Source organism: Paraburkholderia sp. J69-1, assembly GCF_905220255.1.
Classification (GTDB): Bacteria; Pseudomonadota; Gammaproteobacteria; order Burkholderiales; family Burkholderiaceae; genus Paraburkholderia.
Window position 1 is genome coordinate 80,609 of sequence record NZ_CAJMZG010000003.1, and the last position, 24,026, is coordinate 104,634.

The following is a 24,026-nucleotide window of genomic DNA, read 5'->3' on the forward strand; positions in this document are numbered from 1 at the left end:
CACCGAATCCATGACTCAACCGAATGCGTCCATGCTGGCCCTTTCGCAACGTTACGCCGCGCTGCCGCCCGAGCGCCGCGCCGCGTTCCGTCAACGCGTGGCCGAACAGCGCATCGATCCGGGCGCGCTGCCGGTCGTGCCGCTCGCCGATGCCGACAACAACGAAGGCGGCGACGCGCCGCTGAGCTTCGAGCAGGAACATCTGTGGTTCCTCTGGAAGCTGCAACCCGACGATCCCGCCTATCACATGCCGGGCGCGCTCGACCTGCACGGCGCGCTCGACGCCGAAGCGCTCGACGAAGCCCTGCGCCGCGTCGCCCAGCGCCATCAAGGCCTGCGCACGCGCTTCGTGCAGCGTGCCGATGGCGAACTGCGCCAGACGGTGGCAGGCACGCCGCTACCGGTTTGCCGCCGCCACGATCTGCGCGGCGAGCAGGCCAATGCAACTGCACTCGACGCCGCGATGCGCCGCGCCGCCGCCGCGCCCTTCGACCTCGAAGCGGGGCCGCCGATGCGCGCGGACCTGTTTTGCATCGGCGAAACGCATCATGTGCTGCTGCTCACGCTGCATCACATCGTCACCGACGGCCAGTCGATGAACCTGCTCGTGCGCGATATCGCGCAGACTTACGCGCAGTTGTGCAGCAAGGAATCAAACATCGCTGAAGAAAGCACGACGCCAGGTTTGCAGATGCGCGATTGCGCGCGCTGGCAACGCGAATGGCTCGACGAAGCGGCACTGAACACGCACCTCGATTACTGGCGCGCGCAACTGGGCACGCGCACGCCGCCCTCGCCGCTGCCTTACGACGCGCCGCGTCCGCACGATGCGGCCGAAGCGTCGGCGGGCGCGCGTCTGCGCCGCGAGATTGTGCCCGAACTCGCCGCGCGTTTGCAGGCCCAGGCGGGCGCGCACGGCGCGACGCTGTTCATGGCGCTGCTCGCGGCGTTCGGCGCGCTGCTCTATCGCTACAGCAGCCGCGACGATGTGCGTATCGGCGTGCCGTCGAGTACGCGCACGGGCGTGGAAACCGAGAATATCGTCGGCTTTTTCGTCAACACGCTGGTGGTGCGCCAGCGTCCGCGCGGCGCGATGCCGTTCACCGCGCTGCTCGGCGAAACGCGCCAGACGCTGCTCGACGCGCAGGCGCATCGCGCGCTGCCGTTCGCGCGTCTCGTGCAGGCGCTGCGTGGTGCGGGCAACGACCGCCATGACGAAACCGCGCCGTTTCACGCGATGTTCAGCCTGCAACGCAGCCAGCGCAGCGCACTCGACGCGCTGCCTGGGCTCGACGTGCACACGCGCGAGATCGACACGGGCGCGGCGCAATTCGATCTCTCGTTCAACCTGGTCGAAAGCGCGCAAGGCATTGCGCTGAACATCGTCTACGCAAGCGCGCGTTTCGACGCACGCACCGTCGCGCGTCTCGCGGATCACTACCTCGACGTGCTCGCGCAGATCGCGCAACGGCCCGACATGCTGCTCGCCGAACTCGATCTGAGCGCTGCCGATGCGGAATCGGCGCAACCGGCCACCGCGCACAAACACGCCTTCACCAGCGTGCTCGAACATATCGGGCGCCACCTGCGCGAGCGTCCCGATGCCGAAGCCGTGACCGGCGAGCATCGCTCTTTAAGCTGGCGCGAGCTGCACGACTGGACGCAGGCCGTGAAACACGCACTCGCTATCGAAGCATCGAAAGCGCCTGGCACGATTGCGCACGATCGCTGCGTGGGCCTGTGCACGGGCCGCACGCCCGCGCTGGTGGCGGGCGCGCTCGGCATCCTGCGTAGCGGCGCGGCGTATCTGCCGCTCGATCCGCACTATCCGATCGAACGACTGCAAGACACGCTCGCCGATGCAGGCGCGCGTTGCGTGGTCGCCGACGCCGAAGGCATGGCCGCGCTCGGCGACTGGGCGCGCGAGCACGGCATCGCGATGATCGACGCCGATGCGCTCGCACTTGCACCGCAGGCGCAATCCGGCGAACTCGCCAGCGTCGTGCCGCATCCCGATCAGCTTGCCTACATGATCTACACCTCGGGTTCGAGCGGCCGTCCCAAGGGCGTGGGCGTCACGCACGCGAATCTCGCGCGCCTGTTCGACAGCACGACCGAACGCTTCGGCTTCGGCGCGCACGATGTCTGGACGCTGTTTCATTCGCCCTCGTTCGACTTTTCGGTGTGGGAACTCTTCGGGCCGCTCGTGCATGGCGCGCGTCTCGTACTCGTGCCGTACTGGACCGCGCGCGCGCCCGACGCCATGCAGCGCCTGCTGCGCGAGCAGCGCGTGAGCGTGCTGAGCCAGACGCCCTCCGCGTTCGAAGCGCTGATGCGCGCCGACCTCGCCGCAGAGGCACCGTTCACCGATGTGCGCGTGGTCGTATTCGGCGGTGAAAAACTCGAACCGGCGACGCTGGCCGCCTGGCATCGCGCGCGCCGCGACGCGCGCACGCCGCTGCCGCAACTCGTCAACATGTACGGCATCACCGAAACAACGGTGCACGTCACGTACCGCGCGCTGAACGACGCCGATATTCATGGCTCGAATGGACGCATTGCCAGCCCGATCGGCGAAGCGCTCGACGATCTGCAACTGCATCTGCTCGACGCCGATATGAACCCCGTGCCGCCCGGCGCGACCGGCGAACTGTTCGTGGGCGGCGCGGGCCTTGCGCGCGGCTACGCGAATCGTCCGGGCCTGACCGCCGAGCGTTTCGTGCCCGATCCGTTCGGCACGCCAGGCACGCGTCTGTACCGTTCCGGCGACACGGCGCGCCGTCTGGCCGATGGCGAACTCGCTTATCTGGGCCGCAACGACGATCAGGTCAAGCTGCGCGGCTTTCGCATCGAGCCCGGCGAAGTGCGCGCGGCGCTGCTTCGCCACGCAGACATTGCCTCTGTCGAAGTGGTTTTCGACGAACATCCGCAGCGCGGCGCGCGGCTGGTGGCGTATCTGGTTCCTTCACCAGTTGATTCGCCATCCAAATCATTGATTCAGAGCGTGCGCGCATTCGCGGCTACGCAATTGCCCGCACATCTGCGTCCGGCCGCGTTTGTCGTGCTCGACGCGCTGCCGCTCACGATCAACGGCAAGCTCGACCGTCACGCCTTGCCTGCGCCCGAAGCCTCGTCCGCATTCGCCGATGAAACCGGCGACATCGAACCGCTGACGCCATCGCAGCAAGCGCTCGCGGCACTGTGGCGCGACGTGCTCGGCGTGCTCGGCGTGGAAGCGCTGCGTGCCAGCGATGACTTCTTCGCGCGCGGCGGCCATTCCCTGCTCGCCGTGCGGCTCGCCGCGCTGATCCAGACGACATTCGGCGTGGCGCTGCCCTTGCGCGCCTTCTTCGATTACCCGACGCTCGGCGCGCTCGCGGCGCAAATCGAACTCGCGCGTAGCGAAGCGCCATCGAATATTTCGGCGTTGCCGCCACTAGTTGCGCGCTCAACCAACGCCGAGCATGTGCCGCTCGCGTTCGCGCAGGAACGTCTGTGGTTCCTGTGGCGCTTCGATCCGCGCGATACCGCTTACACGATCACCTGCGCGGTGGACCTGCAAGGCACGCTCGATCGCGCGGCATTGCGTAGCGCGTTCGATGCGCTTTCGCTGCGCCATGAAGCGCTGCGTACTTCGTTCGGCGAGCGCGATGGCGTCGCGTGGCAGCAGATTCACGATGCGCCGCGCTACACGTGGAGCGAACGCGAAGCAAGCGGCGACGCGCGTATCGCAGCCTGCCTGCGTGAAGCGGCCGCCCAGCCGTTCGATCTCGCTCACGATCCGCTGCTGCGTATCACGCTGATGCGCGCCGACGAGACGCGCCATGTGTTGCATCTCGCCGTCCATCACATCGTCGCCGATGGCGAATCGCTCGAACTCATGCTCGACGAACTCTGCGCGCTGTATCGCGCGGCGGCCGAACCAGGCGACACGACCCATACGCTCGCGCAATTGCCGCTGCAATACGGCGATTACGCGCACTGGCAACGCCACGACGCAGGTGAAGCCGCGCTCGACGCCCAGATCGATTACTGGCGCGGCCTGCTCGGCGAATCGGCCACGGCGCTCGAACTGCCGCGCCGCGTCGATCGCGACCAGCAAGCGTCGCGCGCGCTCGCCCGCGTGGAACGCACGCTCGACGAAACGCGCATGCACGCGCTGCAAGCGCTCGCCGATGCGCAGCGCACCAGCCTGTTCACCGTGCTGCTCGCCGCTTTCGATGTGCTGTTGCAACGTTACAGCGGCCAGGACGGAATCCGCGTAGGCGTGCCGGTGAGCGGCCGCACGCAGGCGCACACGGCGCAGATGGTGGGCTGCTTCGTGAACACGCTCGTCATGCGCGCCGATGTCGATAGCGCGCGCCCGTTCGCCGATCTGCTCGCGCAGGTGCGCCAGCGCGTGCTGGATGCCCACGCGCACGCCGATGTGCCGTTCGCGCGTCTGGTCGAAGCGCTGCAACCCGCGCGCGACGAAGGCGCATCGCCGCTGTTCCAGGTGATGTTCAACTATCAGCGCACGCAAGGCGCGACGCGGTCGCTGCCCGGCCTGAGCATGTCGCCGCTGCCCGTTCAGGGCGGCACGGCGCAGTTCGATCTGAAACTCGATGTGCTGGAGATTGCGGGTCGTGCCCGTCTGCATTTCGATTTCGCCGATGGGATGTTCGATACTGCGGTCATCGAGGGAATGGCCGATTATTTCGTCATGCTTATCGATTGGATTGGCGATCATGCCGATGTGCCGTTGCGCTCGCTGGCGTTGCCGGTTGTGACGCGTGAGGCGGTGCCGCTCGATGGGTATGCGTTCGAACCGGTAGCCGAGCGTGTGGCGCGGCAACTTATGGCTCAACCTGAGCGCGTTGCGCTGCGTGGTGAACACGCTGCGTTTAACGGCGCGCAGCTTCAGCAATGGGCGAATTCGATTGCGGCTTCAGTTCGCAATGCAGACGTGAAACGCGATGCCTGCGTGGCCGTTTGCGTCGAGCGCTCGCCCGCCTTGATCGCTGCGATGCTCGGGCTCTGGCAGGCTGGCGCGGCGTATCTGCCCGTCGATCCTGCGTATCCCGACGAGCGCATCGCCGCCATGCTCGACGACGCGCGCGTGACCTGCGTAATCGCCGATGCTACGACCGCTTCGCGTTTTGAAACGCTCAACGTCGTGCGCGCCGATCTCGCTTTTGGTCAGTCCTGCGAGGTGTCTTTCGCTCCGGTCCATCCTGACCAGCTTGCGTATGTGATCTATACGTCGGGCTCGACGGGCAAGCCTAAAGGCGTCGGCGTAACGCACGGCGCGCTGGATCGGCTTGTTGCCAGCATCGCGCGCAAGCCGGGGCTGCCTGCTGAGGCTTCGTGGCTCAGCGAATCGGCACCTGTGTTTGATATCAGCTTGCTTGAATACTGCCTGCCGCTGGTTGCGGGCATTCCGCTGGAAATCGTCTCCGCGCAGACGGCACGCGACGGTTTCGCTCTCGCGAAACGTCTCGAAGAAAGCGGCGCAAATGTGTTCCAGGCCACGCCTAGCGGATGGCGCATGCTGATCGAAGCGGGCTGGCGTAAGGACTTCGAAGCCGCACAACATCCGCCGCTGCTCGGCATTTCAGGCGGCGAAGCGCTGCATCCCGATCTCGCCGCCGCACTGATCGCGCGTAACGTCACGCTCTGGAACATCTACGGGCCGACCGAAACGACGATCTATTCCGCAGGTGCGCAGGTTCACGCCGATGAAGCCATCACGCACGGCGATCCGCTTCCCGATACGGTCCTGCGCGTCATCGACCGACAAGGCGCAGCCGTCCCCGATGGCGGACTCGGCGAGCTTTGCATCGGCGGCGAGAATCTCGCGCGCGGCTATCTCGGCCGTCCGGGCCTCACGGCAGAGCGCTTCGTGCCCGATCCCGATGGCGCGCCCGGCGCACGCATCTACCGCACCGGCGACCTCTGCCGTCTGCGCGCCGATGGCCGTCCCGAACCGTTCGGGCGTCTGGACCAGCAGATCAAGCTGCGCGGTTTCCGCATCGAACCGGGCGAGATCGAAGCCGCACTCTGCGCGTGCGAAGGCGTCGCGCATGCCGCCGTCGTGCTGCGTGGCGAAGGCGCGCGCCAACGCCTCGCGGCTTACGTCAGCGGCACTGCACAACCTGCCGATCTGCGCGCGCAACTCACGCGCACGCTGCCCGCGCATATGGTTCCATCCGCGATCGTTGCGCTCGCAACCTTACCGCTCACACCCAGCGGCAAGCTCGACCGCCGCGCCTTGCCCGAACCCGCCTGGGACGACGACAACGCGCAAGCCATCGCACCACGCAACGAGCGCGAGCAAACGCTGCTGGACATCTGGCAAAGCGTGCTCGGCCACGCGGTCCATAGCGTCTGCATGAACTTCTTCGAAGCGGGCGGCGATTCGATCCTGAGCCTGCAACTGATCGCGCGTCTGCGCGGCGCGGGCTGGACGCTGACGCCGCGCCAGATCTTCGATCAACCGACGATCGAGCAGCAGGCGCGCATCATGACCGCCTGCGCCGACAACGCGCCGCTGCCCGCCGAGCGCCACGACGCCCTGCCGCTCACGCCCATTCAGGCCGCGTTTTTCGCGCGCCGCCCGCACGGCGAATCGCACTGGAATCAGTCGGTGCTGCTCGAATCTGCCGATGCGCTCGACGCCGATCGACTGCGCGCCGCCCTGCAAGCGCTCGTCCAGCGCCACGATGCCCTGCGCCTGCGCTTCGCCCAAAGCGACGCTGGCTGGCAACAACGCGTCGCGCCGCAAGAAACCGCCGACCTGCTGCGCGTCGTGCAACTCGACGAACACAACTGGAACGAAGCACTCGCGCAGGCTGGCGCGACGATCCAGCAAAGTCTTGACATCGTCGAAGGGCCGCTGCTGCGCGCGGCCTGTTTCGAAGCGGGCAAGCAACACCGCCTGCTGATCGCGATCCACCATCTGGCCGTGGACGGCGTTTCGTGGCGCGTGCTGCTCGACGACCTGCAGGCGCTTTATGCGGGCGATGCCGTCGGCGGCCCGGCGCTGCCGTGGAGTGCGTGGGTGGCGGCTCAGGCCAGCCACAGCGCACAAAATGCGCAAAACGCGAGCGCCGATACCGCCGCGCACACGCAATGGCAACGCACGCTGGACGCCGCCCGCCCGGCCTTCGCCACGCCGCCCGCGAATAACGCCGCAGAAAATGCCGCAAAACGCTCCGCCGACCGCTCGCTGGGCGCAAGCCGCCGCGTAAGCGTGAGCCTCGACGCGCAGGCCACGGCCCGCCTGTTGCAGCAAAGCGCGCACGCGTACCGCACGCGCCCGGACGATCTGCTGCTCGCCGCGCTCTCCAACGCGCTGAACGCAACCCGCGACGACGACGATGAAACCGCCATCCTCATCGACCTCGAATCGCACGGCCGCGATCTGCCGCCCGGCCCGCTCGACGCGTTCGATCTGAGCCGCTCGGTGGGCTGGTTCACGGTGCAATATCCGTTCGCGCTGCCGCGTGCGCAGACGCCCGAGCGCACGCTGATCGCCGTGAAGGAAGCCTTGCGCGCCGTGCCCGCGCAAGGCTTCGGCGCGAGCGCGCTGAACCATGCCGATGCCCAGTTGCGCTTCAACTATCTCGGCCAGTTCGACGGCGCGCTCGGCACGAACGCGTCGCGCGCGCAGTTCGCGTTCTCGCACGACTTCGCCGGTGCGCCGCTCGCGCCGCACGACACGCTCGAACATCTGCTCGACATCACCGCGATGGTGTCCGGCGGCGAACTCGCGCTGCACTGGCGCTTCAGCCCCGATCTGCTCGATGCCGCGCAGGTCGAAGCGCTCGCCGCGCGCACCGTCGCCGGCTTGCGCGCGCTGATCGAGCATTGCGTCGCCGCGCCCGCAGGCGCGAGCGCCAGCGACTTCCCGCTCGCGGGCATCGACCAGACGACGCTCGACGCCATGCGCCTGCCGCTCGCCGATATCGAGGACATCTATCCGGCCACGCCGCTCCAGCAGGGCCTGCTCTACCACAGCCTGCTCAACGAAGGCGCGGGTCTTTATGTGAACCAGTTGCGCCTCACGCTCGACGGCGCGCTCGACGCCCGCGCGCTGCGCGCCGCGTGGCAGCACGTGATCGCGCAACATGCGGTGCTGCGCACGCACTTCGAACTCGGCCAGGAAAGCGGCCCGCTGCAGGTCGTGCATCGCGCGGCGCAGGTGCCGTTCGGCGAGCTTGACTGGCGCGCCAGCGGCGACGATTACGAAACGCGTCTGGCCGCCTGGCGCGATGCCGATCTGCGCGCGGGCTTCGATCCGGCACGCGCGCCGCTCATGCGCGTGGCCTTGATCGCACGTCCGGACGGCGCGCACGATCTGGTCTGGACCAGCCATCACGCCTTGCTCGACGGCTGGAGCAGCGGCCAGTTGCTCGGTGCGCTGTCGCGGGTTTATCGGCATTACGCCGATGCGGCCGCGCCGGAACCCACGACAACGCCCGCCGCGCCGTATCGCGATTACGTGCGCTGGCTCGCGCACGACGCCGCGACGCGCGATCACGCCGCGTGGTGGCAAGCCTTCGCCGCCAACGCCGAAGATGCCACGCTGCTCGCGCCCAGCCTCGGCCAGCCGCGCCCGCAGGACATCCACCAGGAAGCCCACCACGAAGCGGGCGCGCACGACTGGTCGGTGCGCATCGACGGCGCGCTGCACGCGCGTCTGCGCCGCGCCGCCGAGCGCGCCCAGGTCACGCTCAACACGCTGATGCAAGGCGCGTGGGCGCTGCTGGTCGCGCGTTACGGCGGGCGCTCGCGCGCGGCCTTCGGCGTCACGGTCTCGGGCCGTCCCGCCGGTCTGCCGGGCGTCGAGCGCATGCTCGGCCTCTTCATCAACAGCGTGCCGATGTGGGTCGATACGCCCGCGGGCGCGAACACGCGCGACTGGCTGCGCGACCTGCACGCGCTCAACGAGACGCTGCGAGACCACGAGCACACGCCGATGACGCGCATCCAGCAATGGACCGGCCGCAGCGGCGACGCGCTGTTCGACACGCTGTTCGTGTTCGAGAACTATCCGGTCGATCGCGCGCTGGACGCGGCGCCCGGCGGGCTGACCATGCGCAGCCTGCATAGCGCCGACCGCACCCACTATCCGCTCACGCTGGCCGTGCTGCCGCGCGGCGATCTCGACCTGCAATGGGCGTGGCAAGGCGAGCGCTTCGCGCGAGCGAGCGTCGAGGCGTTGTCCGCCGATTACGTGCACGTGCTCGAACAGTTCGCCGCCGCGCTGCTGGACGCACCGCAGGCGGAACACGCACGGTTGGGCGCGCGCTTGGGCGATATCGCACTGGCCGCCGCGCCGCGCGAGACCCAGCCGCAGCGCATCGACGTTTTCGATGCCGTCACAACGCGCTTCAGCGCGCGCGCCTTGCAGCATCCGGCGCGCATCGCGCTGGCCTGTCGCGGCGACACGCTCAGCTACGGCGCGCTCGACGCCTGGAGCGACGCCATCGCCGCGCGCCTCGTGCAGGCCGGCCTGCGCGCCGACCAGCGCGTGGGCGTGTGCGTGACGCGCGGCGTGGGCCTGCCGGCCGCACTGCTCGGCATCTGGAAAGCGGGCGGCGCGTGGGTGCCGCTCGATCCCGACTATCCGCGCGACCGTCTGGCCGACATGCTCGACGATGCCCAGGTTCAGCACCTCGTCGCCGATGCAGCGTGTCTCGCGCGTCTGGGCGAATTGTTCGCCGCGCGCCGCGTCGTCACGCTGGAACGCGCCGATGCGGATGCGAATGCCCGCGCAAACACCAACGCCGCGCTGCCCGCACTCGCCTCGCCCGAACAGTTGGCCTACGTGATCTACACCTCCGGCTCGACCGGCAAGCCCAAGGGCGTGGCGATCAGCCATCGCGCGCTGAGCCTGCATCTGGCCGATTTCCAGCGCGTCTACGGCATCGCCGAAAACGACGTCGTACTGCAATCGTCGACGATCAATTTCGATGTCGCGCTGCACGAACTGATGCCCGCGCTGCTCGCGGGCGCGCGCGTCGAAATGCGCGGCCCCGACGCCTGGGATCTCGATACGCTCAACGCCACGCTGGTGAACGCGGGCGTCACCTTCGCGCGCATTCCCACGGCGCTCTGGCAGCAGTGGCAGCACAGCGCGCCCGCGCCGCAGGCCTTGCGCGCGCTGCGCCAGATCACGGTGGGCGGCGAAGCGCTCGCGGGCGACGCGCTCGCGCGCTGGCGCAACGGGCCGCTGGGCGCGATTCGCGTCGATAACCTGTACGGTCCGACCGAAACGGCCGTCGCCGCGCTCTGGCATCGCACCGGCGCCGCAGACACCGCGCACAGCATCGTGCCGATCGGCGTACCGTTCGCGGCGCGCGGCGTGGCGCTGCTCGACGTGCATGGGCAGAGCGTGCCGCCTGGCGGGATCGGCGAGTTGTGTATCAGCGGCGCGTCGCTCGCGCGCGGCTATCTGGCGCGGCCCGGCCTGAGCGCCGAGCGCTTCGTGCCCGATCCGCTCGGCGCGCCCGGCGCGCGTCTGTACCGAACCGGCGATCTTTGCCGCATCGGCGCGGATGGCGTGGTGCAGTTCCTCGGCCGCATCGACCAGCAGATCAAGCTGCGCGGCCAGCGCATCGAGCCCGGCGAAATCGAGGCCGCGCTGCGCGCCTGCGCGGGCGTGCGGCAAGCCGTGGTCGGCCTGCATGGCGAAGGCGAGCGCCAGCAACTCGTGGCGTGGATCGTCGGCGCGGCCGCCACCGACGTGCTCGCCGCCACGCTGCGCGCGCGTCTGCCCGAAGCCTGGGTGCCGGGCGCGTTCGTCACGCTCGAACGCCTGCCGATGCTGCCCAACGGCAAGCTCGACCGCCGCGCCCTGCCCGCGCCCGATCTGCACGCCAGCGCCGCGCCAGTCGCGCCGCGCGACGACCTCGAACAGGCCATCGCCACGGTCTGGCAGGACGTGCTGGCCGCGCCCGCGCTGTCCGTGCACGACAACTTTCATGCGCTGGGCGGCCACTCGCTGCTCGCCGTGCAGATCGCCGCGCGCCTCACCCGCGTGCTCGCGCAGCCGGTGGCGCTGGCCGCCGTGCTCGCACACGGCACGGTGGCGCGGCTCGCCCAGCATCTGCGCGACAACGCGGCTGAGCAGGCCGCCGCCGCGCAACAACAGGAAGCAGCGGCCGACGACCGCGATGTGATGAAACGACTGCTCGCCGAACTGGATTAAACGAATGACACGCGACAACAACGAATATCTCGAGATCGCGCGCAGCTACGCGGCGCTGCCCGCCGACAAACGCGCGCGCTTCAAGGCGCGGCTGCGCGAACACGGCATCGACGGCTCGATCCTGCCGGTGGTGCCGCTCGCGCAGCGGCCCGCGCGCCTGCCGCTGTCCTGGGCGCAGGAGCGCCTGTGGTTTCTCTGGCGTCTCGAACCCGATGGCCACGCCTACAACATCGCGCGTGCGCTGCGCATCGACGGCGCGCTCGACGATGCCGCGCTCGACGCCGCGCTGGCCGCCCTGATCGCGCGCCATGCGGTGCTGCGCACGGTGTTCGGCGAAACCGGCGGCGTGGCCTGGCAGGAGGCGCGCGCGCCGGGCGCCGGGCCGCAAGCTCGACGGCTCGATCTGCGCGACGCCACTTCCGACCTGCACGCGACGCTGCTCGACAACGCCGCGCGCCCATTTGATCTGGAATCCGAAACGCCGTTGCGCGTGAGCGTGCTGCGCACCGGCGACGCCAGCTACGTCGTGCAGATCGTGATCCATCACATTGCGTCCGATGCGTGGTCGATGGGCATTCTGATCCGCGAATTCACGACGCTCTATGCGCAGGCGCGGGCGGGCGCGAAGCTCGACGCGACGCCGCCCGAACTCCAGTACGCCGATGTCGCCCTGTGGCAGCGCGAATGGGTCGACAGCGCGCGCCTCGACAAACAGGCCGCTTACTGGACCGCGCAACTCGCGGGCAGCGCGCCCGTGCTCGCGCTGCCCGCCGACCGCCCGCGCCCGGCCGTGCGCGACGCACGCGGCGCGCGCCACGCCTTCGATATCGACGCCTCGGTGGCGGCCGCGCTCAACGGCCTGTCGCGCCAGCACGACGCCACGCTGTTCATGACGCTGCTCAACGCGTTCAACCTGCTGCTCTACCGCTATTGCGGCGAGACCGATCTGTGGGTGGGCGTGCCCGTTGCGGGCCGTCAGTGCGAAGAAACGCACGCGCTCATGGGGCTGTTCGTCAACACGCTGGTGATCCGCAGCCGCGTGTCGGCGGCGCAGAGCGCGGCGCAACATCTGCGCACGCTGCGCGACACCGTGCTGGCCGCGCAATCGAACGACGACCTGCCGTTCGCACAATTGCTCGATCTGCTGAAAACGGAACGCGACCTCTCGCACGCGCCGCTGTTCCAGACCCTGTTCAATCTCGATCGCGCCGATGCCGCCACGCAACCCGATCTCGACGGCCTGCGCGTGACGCCGCTCGACAGCGACGCGGGCGCGGTGCGCTTCGACCTCACGCTCAACGTGATCGACAGCCCGCAAGGTCTGCGCGCGATTTTCAACTACGCGAGCGACATGTTCGACGCGGCCACCATCGAGCGGCTCGCGCGCGATTACGCAGGCGTGCTGGCGCAGTTCGCCGCCGATCCGGCGCGGCGTCCCGGCGATTTCGCGCTCGAAGAACCGGCGGCGGGCTCGCAGGCGCTGGCGCATTACGCATTCGAAGCGGTCGCGCCGCGCTTCGCCGCGCGCGCGGCCTTGCAGCCCGACGCGCCCGCCGTGCTGGGCGACGACGCCACGCTGAGCTACGGCCAGCTCGACGCCTGGAGCAACCGCATCGGCCGCCAGCTCAAGCGCGCCGGCGTGCGCCAGGAAGTGCGCGTGGGCGTGTGTCTCGCGCGCTCGGTTGCGCTGCCGGCCGCGCTGCTCGCGGTCTGGAAAGCGGGCGGCGCCTACGTGCCGCTCGATCCCGACTATCCGGCGGCGCGTTTGCGCGACATGGTCGAAGACGCGGGCATCGGCGCGGTCGTGATCGATACGGCGAGCCGCGCGCAGGTGGGCACGCTGTTCGACGGCCTCACGCAGATCGACGTCGCGCAGGTTCACGCCGAAGACGCGCAGGGCTGGGACGAACCCGTGCATCCGCAGCAGCTTGCCTACGTGCTCTACACCTCGGGATCGACGGGACGCGCGAAAGGCGTGGCGCTCGATCACGAGGCGCTGAGCCTGCATCTGCGCGATTTCGCCGACGCTTACCGCATCGGCGCACAGGACACGATGCTGCAATCGTCGACGATCAATTTCGATGTCGCCTTGCACGAGTTGCTGCCCGCCCTGCTCGCGGGCGGCCAGGTGCGCATGCGCGGCCCGCAGCCGTGGACGCTCGACAGCCTGAGCGCGGCGCTCGCGCAGGCGCGCGTGACGTTCGCGCGCATTCCCACGGCGCTCTGGCAGCAATGGCAGCGCAATCTGCCCGCGCCGCGGACGCTGGCCGCGCTGCGCCAGATCACCGTGGGCGGCGAAGCGCTGCCCGCCGATGCGCTCGCGCACTGGCAACGCGGCCCGCTGCGCCACGTCGCGCTCGACAACCTCTATGGGCCGACCGAAACCGCCATCGCGGCGCTGCACTACCCGACCGGCGAAGCCGATGCGGATGAGTCCGTGGTGCCGATCGGCCGGCCGTATCCGGGACGCGGCGCGCTGGTGCTGGACGCCGACGGCAACCCGATGCCGCAAGGCGGCGCGGGCGAGTTGTGCATCACCGGGCCGTGCGTGGCGCGCGGCTATCCGGGCCGCGCCGCGCTGACCGCCGAGCGCTTCGTGCCCGATCCGCACGGCCGCCCCGGCGCGCGGCTCTATCGCAGCGGCGATCTGTGCCGCGTACGCGAAGACGGCGTGATCCAGTTCCTCGGGCGGCTCGACCAGCAGGTGAAGCTGCGCGGCCAGCGCATCGAACTCGGCGAAATCGAGGCGGCGCTGCGCGCCTGCGACGGCGTGCGCGAAGCGGCCGTGGTGCTGGAGCGGCGCGGCGAGCAGGCGCGGCTGGTGGCGTATGTCGTGGCGGCGGTGATCGGCGATGAAAACTTCGACGCCTTGCGCGCGGCGCTTGCAGAGCGTCTGCCTGCGTTCATGGTGCCCGCGTGTTTCGTCGCGCTGGCCGCGCTGCCGGTGATGGCCAACGGCAAGCTCGACCGCCGCGCGCTGCCCGCCGCACCCGACGATACCGCCAGCCACGAAGCCGACCAGATCGCGCCGCGCACGCCGCGCGAACGCACCTTGCGCGATATCTGGCAGCAGGTGCTGGGACGCGAGATCGGCAGCGTGACCACCAACTTCTTCGCGGCGGGCGGCGATTCGATCCTGAGCCTGCAGCTGCTCGCACGTGCGAAAGAAGCCGGTCTGGCGCTCACGCCGAAGGAAATCTTCGCGCATCCGACCATCGCCGAACTGGCTTTGGTGGCGCGCGACAGCAGCGCGGAACACCGCACCGAGGCCGCCGAACGCCACGACGCCCAGCCGCTTACGCCCATTCAGGCAGGCTTCTTCGAGAAACATCCCGCAGGTCTCGCGCACTGGAATCAGGCGGTATTGCTGAGCGCACGCGAAGCGCTCGATCCGGTGCGGCTGGATGCGGCCTTGTGCGCGCTGGTGGCGCGTCACGATGCGCTGCGTCTGCGTTTCGGGCGCGACGCGCAATCGCGCGGCTGGCATCAACGCATCGCGCCGCAGGAGGACGCCGCGCTGCTGCGTAGCGTCGCGCTCGATCCGCACGACTGGCAAACGCAGATGGCCGATGCGGGTCTCGCACTGCATCGCAGCCTCGACCTCGAAAATGGGCCGCTGCTGCGCGCGGCGTCGTTCGAAGCAGGTGAGGCCCGCAGGCTGCTGATCGTCGTGCATCACCTGGCCGTGGATGGCGTGTCGTGGCGCGTGCTGCTCGAAGAATTGCAGGCGCTTTACGAGCGCCCGGAAGCGGCGCTGCCCGCGCTCACGACGCCGTGGAGCGTGTGGGTCGCGCGTCAGCCCGAGTATGCGCAGCAGTCCGAACGGCTGTGGCAACTGGCGTGGTGGCAGCGCAATCTGCACGGCGCATCGGCGCATGTGCCGCTTGCCGGGCCGGATGACGGCGCGGGCGAAATCGATCGCCGCGTGAGCGCGAGCCGTGTCGCGAGCGTGCGTCTGTCCGCGCAGGCCACGCAGCGTCTGGTCGAGCGCGGCGGCGCGGAAGAACGGCTGCTGGCCGCGCTCGCGCAAACGCTCGGCCCGTGGAGCGGCGCGCCGCGTCTGCTGATCGATCTGGAAGGTCATGGCCGCGAAGATCTGATCGATGGCGTCGATCTGAGCCGCACGGTGGGCTGGTTCACGACGCAGTATCCGCTGGCGTTTGGCTGGCACGACGATCCCGCGCGTGCGCTGGCCGCCGTGCGCGAAACGCTGCGCGCGGTGCCGGACAAGGGTTTCGCGTGGGGCGCGTTGCGCCGTTTCGGCGATGCCGCGAGCCGCGCCGCGATGGCCGCACTGCCGGTGCCGGCGCTGCGCTTCAACTACCTCGGGCGCTTCGATCAGGCGCTGCCGTCGGACGGTCCGTTCGGCTTCGCGAGCGAGCGCTCGGGCGCGCAATCCGACGATGCGGACACGATGGATCACGTGCTCGACATCGGCGCGTTGATCGTGGATGGCCAGTTGCGCGTGAATCTGCGCTACAGCCCGGGCGTGCTCGCCGAGGCAACGGTGACCGCGCTGGCCGCGCGTTACGAGCGCGCGCTGGAAGCGCTGATCGATATCGACGATGACACGCCGTTTGCCGCTCACGTTGCGCCGGTTCCGCCAGCGCCGGTCGCGGCGGGCGCCTCCGCGGCCCTGACCGAAGCCGAACAACGCGACCGCGCCGTGTTCGATCTGTGGATGCAGCGCGCGCGGCTCGAAGTGATGCTCGGCGCGCTCGCTGGGCCGAACCGTGCGGGCAACGCCGATATCGAAGATTCACGCGATTCGCGCTTTGGCCCGCTGCCTGCGGGCATCGTCGCGCTCAACGATCTGCGCGCGCCGCGCGCGGTGTTCTGCATTCACGCGGGGCATGGACTCGTCGCCGAATACCGCTCGCTGGCGAAGGCGCTCAATGGCCGCGCGACGCTGTTCGGCCTGCAGGCGCCGCTGCTCGCCGACGCGCAGTGGCAGGCGCAAAGCTTCGACGATCTCGCCGCCGATTACATGGCGCGCATCCGCGCGGTGCAGCCCGAAGGGCCGTACCGGCTGCTGGGCTGGTCGTTTGGCGGGCGCGTGGTGACGGCGCTGGTCGAGCAGTTCGAGCGCGCGGGCCAGCAGGTCGAACTGGCCGGTCTGATCGACGCACTCCCCGACCGCGACGCCGACGACGACGTGGAAGCCGAAGTGCGCGCGCTGCGCAAATGGATCGCGCAGCACGCGGCGAATGGCGTGCATCGCGCCGAGCGAGCGCTGTTCGAGCGCGCCTGCGACGTGATCCTCGAACACGGCAGGCTCGCCGACACCTTCCGCATGCCGCGCCTGAGCACGCCGCTGACAGTGTGGTGGTCGACGGAATCGGTGCAAAGCGGCAAGCCGCGCGACTGGCCGGCGCGCACCGGTACGCGCGAAACCGTGCTTGCGGAAATTCCCGCCGGCCACACCAGCATCATGCATCACCCGATGCTGGTGGACAGCCTGCTGGCCTTGCTGGACTGAGGCTGTCGGCGACGGCTGGCCGGACGCTTGAAGCGGCGTCCGGTCAGCCCGCGTGGGCCTTGTTCAGGCTCTGGCGAAACTGCTGCGGCGTGCTGCCGAACGCGCGCCGGAACATCACCGTGAAGGTGCGCACATCGGCATAACCGAGCGCCTGCGCGACTTCGCCGGGCGCCTGGCCGACCGAGAGCTTCGACAAGGCATCTTCGAGCCGCAAGCGCTCGCGCCATTGCACGAAGCTCATGCCGGTCTGCTGGCGAAACAGCCGCGCGATCGTGCGCACGCTCGCGCCGGAGCGCTCGGCCCATTGTTCGAGCGTGTCGGCGTTGGCGGCATCGGCGATCAGGCTTTCGCAGATCGCGCGCAGACGCGGATGTTCGGGCAGTGGCAGGCGCGGGTTGTCGACGGCGTCGGCGGTATCGACGTTGTCGATGCCTTCGCTAGCGCCGCTGCTGGCCGCAACCGGCGCTGCCGTCAAAAATTCGTGCAACAGATGCAAGATTAAGGGCACAATCACTGCCGTCCGCGTCTCGGGGGCTTCGTTGCCCTGGGCGTCGAACATGCCGAGGATGCTCGCCCGCAGCAGATCGTCGAGCGCGATCACGCGGCAGTCGCCGGTCAGCGGCGGCAGCGTGTCCGGGTCGATGTAGAGCGTGCGCATGGAAACCTGGCCGACCATATGCAACTCGTGCTCGATTTGCGTTCCGATCAGCAAGGCCATGCCGGGTTTGAGAGTCCACAAACCCTGTGGCGTGATCACGCGTACGATGCCGCCGGCCAGATAGATCAGCTGCGCGCGATGGTGTATGTGGGCAATTTCGTGGGCGCCGTCTGTATAGTTGATCGCCTGCGCGATCACTTTTCTGGCAGCGGCGCTCTGTCCAAAAGTCTGGAGCCGGGGAGCGGCCATGTCCTGGTCAATGACAAGTTAGTAGTTTGATACATCGATGACGCCAAAAATGTCCCTTTTGACGTCAAAGTTGTCCTGACGAAAGTCAGCGACTCCGATTATAGTGCCTTCTTGGCGCGCGTTCGCGTGGCCTTGACCTGTCGTATCCCCCAAAAGTTTGCCCATCTAAAGCCACCAAGAGCGAGCGTTGTTTTCTTTCACGATGTAAGTACGAATCATTCTCATTCATATTCAACAACAGTAATTCAACCTAGTAGTGGGTAGATCACACATGAAGACCGGGGTACGCGTTTCGACCGCGTTGAGCAACGCCTTGCTGTTCTGTCTGCTGAGTAGCTTCCATGCCGCTCAGGCGCAGACCGCTTCCGACAACACCGCCAGCAGCACCACGACCGGCACGGGCACGCAGTTGCCCACGGTCAAGGTGACGGGCAGCCGCGAGAATCACGCCACCGGCACGGCGGACGGCTATGTGCCGGTCACCGCGGTGTCGGCGACCAAAACCGACACGCCGCTGATCGAGACGCCGCAGTCGGTGTCGGTGGTCACGAACGACCAGATGACCGCGCAAGGCGCGCAGTCGGTGGCCGAAGCATTGCGCTATACGGCCAGCGTGACATCGGAACAGCGCGGCGCATCGACGTCGGGCGCGGCCTACCTCTACAGCCGCGGCTTCCTGATGGAGCAGTTCCTCGACGGCTCGCGCCTGCCGAGCGACACGAGCTTCGGCTACGCCATCGCGAACTTCGACCCGTACGGTCTCGAGCGCATCGACGTCCTGCACGGCCCGGCTTCGGTGCTCTACGGCCAGACCAATCCTGGCGGCGTGGCCAATCTGGTCAGCAAGCAGCCGACCACCACGCCGATCCACGAAGTCTTCTTCACGACCGGCAGCCATAACCGCGTGCAGGCGGGCTTCGATATGGGCGGCGCGCTGACCTCGGACGGCAAGCTCTCGTACCGCGTGACCGGCACGGGTCTGGACTCGACCACGCAGGTGAGCGGCACGCGCCAGGAGCGCGTCTACATCGCCCCGGCCATCACGTGGAAGCCGGACGAAAACACCACGCTGACGATTCTCGCGAAGTATCAGCGCGACCCCGATGTGGGCTACTACAACTTCGTGCCCGCCAAGGGCACGGTGCTGTTCAATCCGGCCGGCAAGATCTCGTCGCACACCAACATGGGCGACCCGGATTTCGATCACCACTCGCGCACGCAGTTCTCGCTGGGCTACCAGTTCGAGCATCGCTTCAACGACACCTGGACGGTGCGCCAGAACACGCACTACACCTACGTGAAGGACGACTTCGCGAACGTGTTCCCGTACGCCTACGCGTCCGGCTCGAACACCACGCTGAACCGTTACTCGTTCTACAACAAGGAGAACGCCGACGTCTTCACGATCGACAACCAGGTGCAGGCGAAATTCGCCACCGGCGCGGTCTCGCATACGGTGCTCGGCGGTCTCGATTTCCAGCGCGTGATCTTCGGTCAGGACGTGGGTTCGAACTTCGCCGCGCCCTCGCTCGACGTGTTCGATCCGGTCTACGGCAACAACACCATGCCGTCGCAGACCTCTTACGACCACATCCGCCAGAAGCAGCTGGGCGTCTACCTGCAGGACCAGATGGCGTTCGGCAAGTGGCGCTTCCTGATCGGCGCGCGTGAAGACTGGGCCGATGCCGACGACAACAACCCCGTCACGTCGAGCTACACCTCGCAGTCGGCGCGCGCGTTCACGTGGCGCACGGGTCTCGTCTATCTGTTCGACAACGGCATCGCGCCGTATGCGAGCTTCTCGAAGTCGTTCGATCCGCAGGTCGGCGAACTCTATGGCGGCGGCATGGCCAAGCCGACCACGGCGCAGCAGTACGAAGTGGGCGTGAAGTATCAGCCGCCGGGCTACAACAGCTTCATCACGGCGTCGCTGTTCAACCTGACCGAGCAAAACGTGCTGACGTCGGACCTCGATCACTCGGGTTACTACACGCAGGCGGGCGAAGTGCGCGCGCGCGGCCTCGAACTCGAAGGTCACGCAAGCCTCTCGGACAACCTGAACCTCGTGCTGTCGTACACCTACCTGAACGACGTCACGACCGAGTCGAACGACACGGCCACCACCGTCGACGGCACCTCGACCTCGCTGCAAGGCAAGAGCGTGTGGGGCATTCCGCGCCATCAGGCGTCGGCGTGGCTCGACTACACGCTGCACGGCGGTCCGCTGCGCGGTCTGGGCTTCGGCGGCGGCGTGCGCTACATCGGCGGCAGCTACGACCAATCGAACACGATCCACGTGGGCGCGGTCACCCTGCTCGACGCCGCGGTGCACTACGACACCGGCCGTCACTGGCTGTTCTCGGTCAACGCGAAGAACCTGCTGAACCGTCAGTACATCGCGTCGTGCTTCAGCTCGTCGACGTGTACGTATGCCGACGGCGCGGAAGTGCTCGCGACCGCCCGTTATCGCTGGTAAAGCCGCAGGAAAGTCTCAAGGAAGAGCGTGTTGACTGACATGACATCGACGGTTTCGCCCGAAGCCAACCCAACGACGCAAGCCGCGCGGGCCGCCCAGCCCGCGCCGCACGTCGCCTCCTCATCGCGCAACGCGCAGCCTTTGTTCGAGCTGGAAGGCGCGGCGTTCGAGGCGGACGGCCGTGTCCTGTTGCAACCGCTCGACCTGAGCCTGCCCGCCGGCCGCATGATCGCGCTGATCGGTCATAACGGCTCGGGCAAGAGCACGCTGATCAAGCTGCTGGCGCGCCAGCAGGCCTGCACGCGCGGCGTCGCGCGTCTGCATGGCACGGCGCTGGCCGACTGGTCGACGCGCGATTTCGCGCGGCAGGTCGCGTACCTGCCGCAAAACCCGCCCGCCGCCACCGATATGACCGTGCGCGAACTCGTCGCGCTTGGCCGCTATCCGTGGCACGGCGCGCTGGGCCGTCTGGGCGCCGACGATCACGCCCATATCGACGAAGCCCTGCGCCTCACCGATACCGCGCGTTTCGCCTCGCAGCTCGCCGATCACCTCTCGGGCGGCGAGCGTCAGCGCGTCTGGCTGGCGATGCTGGTGGCGCAGGCCGCGCCCTGCCTGCTGCTCGACGAACCGACATCGGCACTCGACATCGCCCATCAGATCGACGTGCTGCGCCTGCTGCGCACGCTCACCGACGAACGCGCGCTCACGGTCGTGATCGTGCTGCACGACGTCAATCTGGCGGCGCGTTTCTGCGACGAGATGATCGCGCTGCACAGCGGCCGCCTGCTCCAGTGCGGCACACCCGACGAGATCATGGACGCGCGCGTGCTCGAATCGATTTACGGGATTCCGATGGATATCCTGCCGCATCCGCATAACGGAAGCCGCCTTGCGGTCGCGCGCTGACATGCAGCGACGGACCTTCCTGCGGCACGCGGCGCTGCTGCCGCTGGCGAGCGCCCTGCCCTTCGCCTTGCTCGATATGCCGCGCGCGCTTGCGGCCAATCCGGCCAATCCGGCGAGCTCCGCGCGCGCGCCGCGCGTCGTGGTGCTCGACTGGGGCATCGTCGAAACCCTGCTCGCGATGGGTTTCACGCCCGCGGGCGTCACCGAAACCGACAGCTACAACGAGAGCGTGGTCGCGCCCGCCATCCCTGCGGGCGTGCCCGACGTGGGCCTGCGCCTCGCGCCCAGCCTCGAATTGCTGCAGCAGATCGCGCCCGATCTCATCCTGATCAATTCGAGCCAGGAATCGCAGCGCGAGATGCTCGAACGCATCGCGCCGGTGCGCGCGTTCGCGATCTATACCGATGCCGGTTCGCCGTATCGGCGCTCGTGCGAGGTCACGCTGGAACTCGGCAAGCTGTGCGGGCGCGAAGCGGCGGCGCAGGCGCTGGTCGACGGCACGCAGCGCGCGATCGACACGGCGCGCGCGCGGCTGGTTCACGCCCGGACACAAACACCGCAGCCCGGCACGCCCAGTCCTGCCGATCCGCTTTATCTGATCCGCTTTTTCGATGGCCGCCATGTGGGCGTCTACGGCGCGCGCAGCCTGTTCCAGGACGTGCTGGACGCGATGGCCGTGCGCAACGCCTGGCATGGCGCGACCGATTACTGGGGGATCGGCGTGGCCGGGCTCGAACAGCTCGCGAACGTGCCCGATGCCGGTCTGCTCTATTTCAACCCGCTGCCCGCAGGCGTCGACCATCAACTCGCCGATAACCGCCTGTGGCGCGCCCTGCCGCCCGTCGCCGCGCGTCGCGTGGCCGCGCTGCCGCCGTTCTGGGGCTTCGGCATGCTGCCTTCGGCGGCCCGCTTCGCCGGTGCGCTCGCCGATGCGCTGACCGCTCCCGCCGCCACCGCAACCGCAGGCGCGCAACGCTCATGAATACCGCCCGTTCCGTTTCGCTTCGTTCGCTTCGTTCGCTCTCCCGGCACCGCTTGCCCGCGTTGCTGACGGCCGCGCTGTTGACTGCCGTGCTGGCGATTGCGCTGGCGCTGAGCGTCGCCAATCTCGGCGCGCTGCTGCCCGCCGCGCAATGGGCGCAGGCGCTGCGCGCGCCGCTCGATATCCAGCAGATCATCGTGCACGACAGCTGGCTGCCGCGTCTCGTGGTCAGCTGGCTGTGCGGCGCGATTCTCGGTCTCGCGGGCACGATCTTCCAGCAGGTGCTGCGCAACCCGCTCGCCGAACCGATGACGCTCGGCGTCTCCGCAGGCGCGCAACTGGCGCTGACGATCGCCACGCTCGCCGCGCCCGCGCTCGCCGGTGCGGCCGGTTCGTGGATCGCACTGGGCGGCGCGCTGATCGCCGCGCTGCTGGTGTTCGGCCTCGCGTGGCGCAGCGGTCTCGCGCCGGTGCCCGTGGCCGTCGCCGGGATGGTGGTGACGCTTTACTGCGGCTCGATCGGCGTGGCCTTGCAGATGTTCTACGCGCCGTATCTGCGCGGACTTTTCATCTGGGGCGGCGGCTCGCTGGTGCAGCAGGACTGGAGCGCCGCGACGATGCTGGCCGTGCGCCTCGCCATCGGCGGCGCGCTGGCCTTCCTACTGCTGCGCCCGATGACGCTGTTCGGTCTCGCCGATGCCAACGCGCACAGCCTCGGCCTGTCGCTGCGCCGCATGCGTTTGCTGGCGCTCGCGCTGGCCGTGATGCTGAGCGCCGCCGTGGTGAGCGCGGTGGGCGTGATCGGCTTTATCGGCCTGGCTGCGCCGCCGCTCGCGCGCATGGCGGGCGCACGCAAGCTGTCGCAACGCCTCGTGGCCGCACCGCTGTGCGGCGCGCTGATTCTCTGGCTCGCCGATCAGGCCGTGCAGCGCTTCTCCGGCGCGATGGGCGATCTGCTGCCCACGGGCGCGGCGACGGCCCTGTACGGCGCACCCGTCATGCTGATCCTGCTTGCGCGCATGCAGCGCGGCGCGAGCCTTGTCGCTGCGCCCTCGCCTGCGCCGCAAGGCCAGCCCGCCAGCGCCGCCGCGCTGCGCTGGCGCTTCGCGGCGCTGATGCTGGCGCTGCTCGGCGCGCTCGCGCTCAGTCTCGTTTTCGCGCGCGGCCCGCAAGGCTGGCACCTCAGCAGCTTCACCGAACTCTCGCAGGTGACGATCTGGCGCGCGCCGCGCGCCCTCGCCGCACTCGCCGCCGGCGCGATGCTCGCGGTCGCCGGCACGCTGATACAGCGCCTGACCGGCAATCCGCTCGCCAGCCCGGAACTGCTCGGCGTCAGCGCGGGCGCGGCGCTCGGCCTGATCGTGCTGGTGATCGGCGTGGGCGGCTGGTTCGATATCGGCAGCGTGGGCGGGGCGAGTCATGCCGCGCGCCTGGCGGCGACCAGCCTTGGCGCACTGGCCGCGCTGCTCGCGATCCTCGCCTTCTCGCATCGTGCGCGCTACGCGCCGGAGCGCGTGATGCTCGCGGGCGTGGCGATCGGCGCGCTGTTCCAGGCGGTGGTGGCAGTGTCGATCGCCACCGGCGGCGAACAGGCCGCCACGCTGCTGCAATGGCTTTCCGGTTCCACCTACACGATCACGCCCACCGACGCCGTCTTCGCGCTGCTGCTCTGCGTCGCGCTGTGCGCGCTACTGCCGTTCACGCAGCGCTGGCTGCAGATCCTGCCGCTGGGCGATGCGTCGGCGCGCGCGCTCGGCGTGCCGATGCGCGGCGCGCGCCTCGCGCTGCTCGTGTTGATCGCGCTGCTCACGGCCGCCGCCACCTTGATCGTCGGGCCGCTGTCGTTCGCGGGCCTGATCGCGCCGCATTTCGCGCGGCTGTTCGGCGCGCGCAGGCCGTTGCAGCAACTCGCGCTGGCCGCGCCCACCGGCGCGCTCACGCTGGTGCTCGCCGACTGGCTCGGCCGCACGCTGCTGATGCCGCGCGAACTGCCCGCAGGACTCGTGGCGACGCTGATCGGCGCGCCTTATCTGATGTGGCTGCTCAGCCGGCGTCGCTGAGCTTGCCGCTGTTGTGATG

At 68.8% G+C, this 24,026-nt stretch carries 8 protein-coding genes; 7 read left to right on the forward strand and 1 reads right to left on the reverse strand.

Annotation, left to right across the window (positions count from 1 at the left end; genetic code table 11):
• Positions 1-10 precede the first annotated feature (10 nt).
• Positions 11-11,194 carry a non-ribosomal peptide synthetase gene (locus tag U5A67_RS06135; RefSeq protein WP_321959683.1) on the forward strand — a complete coding sequence of 3,728 codons (11,184 nt, stop codon included), beginning with the start codon at positions 11-13 and terminating at the stop codon, positions 11,192-11,194.
• A 4-nt stretch (positions 11,195-11,198) separates the two neighbouring features.
• The gene (locus U5A67_RS06140) at positions 11,199-16,673 is read left to right on the forward strand and encodes a non-ribosomal peptide synthetase (RefSeq protein ID WP_321818500.1); all 5,475 of its coding nucleotides are present in this window, start codon (positions 11,199-11,201) and stop codon (positions 16,671-16,673) included.
• A gap of 43 nt (positions 16,674-16,716) precedes the next feature.
• Here the strand turns inward: U5A67_RS06140 and U5A67_RS06145 are convergent, their stop codons facing one another.
• Positions 16,717-17,460 (reverse strand): helix-turn-helix transcriptional regulator, encoded by a 744-nt coding sequence (locus tag U5A67_RS06145; protein WP_321818519.1) that lies wholly within the window; start codon positions 17,458-17,460, stop codon positions 16,717-16,719.
• Here U5A67_RS06145 and U5A67_RS06150 point away from each other — a divergent pair.
• The 5 genes from U5A67_RS06150 (at position 17,350) to fhuB (ending at position 24,007) form a co-directional block, all read left to right on the forward strand.
• A complete protein-coding gene (locus U5A67_RS06150) occupies positions 17,350-17,610 on the forward strand; it encodes a hypothetical protein (protein ID WP_321818521.1) in 261 nt (86 codons plus the stop codon). The genes U5A67_RS06145 and U5A67_RS06150 overlap by 111 nt on opposite strands.
• Before the next feature lie 241 nt (positions 17,611-17,851).
• Positions 17,852-20,056, forward strand: a complete 2,205-nt coding sequence (locus U5A67_RS06155) for a TonB-dependent siderophore receptor (RefSeq protein WP_205987867.1) — start codon at positions 17,852-17,854, stop codon at positions 20,054-20,056.
• Positions 20,057-20,095: 39 nt separating this feature from the next.
• Entirely contained in the window at positions 20,096-20,965 is an 870-nt protein-coding gene (locus tag U5A67_RS06160) for an ATP-binding cassette domain-containing protein (RefSeq protein ID WP_321818520.1), read from the forward strand.
• A gap of 1 nt (position 20,966) precedes the next feature.
• Positions 20,967-21,947 (forward strand): ABC transporter substrate-binding protein, encoded by a 981-nt coding sequence (locus tag U5A67_RS06165; RefSeq protein ID WP_321818501.1) that lies wholly within the window; start codon positions 20,967-20,969, stop codon positions 21,945-21,947.
• Positions 21,944-24,007 carry a Fe(3+)-hydroxamate ABC transporter permease FhuB gene (fhuB, locus tag U5A67_RS06170; RefSeq protein WP_321818502.1) on the forward strand — a complete coding sequence of 688 codons (2,064 nt, stop codon included), beginning with the start codon at positions 21,944-21,946 and terminating at the stop codon, positions 24,005-24,007. The genes U5A67_RS06165 and fhuB overlap by 4 nt, the downstream gene beginning before the upstream one ends.
• The last annotated feature ends 19 nt before the right edge of the window (positions 24,008-24,026 follow it).

Coding starts and splice junctions, on each gene's coding strand:
- U5A67_RS06135 (WP_321959683.1), top strand. CDS start 11: ATGACTCAACCGAATGCGTCCATGCTGGCCCTTTCGCAACGTTACGCC.
- U5A67_RS06165 (WP_321818501.1), top strand. CDS start 20,967: ATGCAGCGACGGACCTTCCTGCGGCACGCGGCGCTGCTGCCGCTGGCG.
- U5A67_RS06160 (WP_321818520.1), top strand. CDS start 20,096: ATGACATCGACGGTTTCGCCCGAAGCCAACCCAACGACGCAAGCCGCG.
- U5A67_RS06155 (WP_205987867.1), top strand. CDS start 17,852: ATGAAGACCGGGGTACGCGTTTCGACCGCGTTGAGCAACGCCTTGCTG.
- U5A67_RS06140 (WP_321818500.1), top strand. CDS start 11,199: ATGACACGCGACAACAACGAATATCTCGAGATCGCGCGCAGCTACGCG.
- fhuB (WP_321818502.1), top strand. CDS start 21,944: ATGAATACCGCCCGTTCCGTTTCGCTTCGTTCGCTTCGTTCGCTCTCC.
- U5A67_RS06150 (WP_321818521.1), top strand. CDS start 17,350: ATGCAACTCGTGCTCGATTTGCGTTCCGATCAGCAAGGCCATGCCGGG.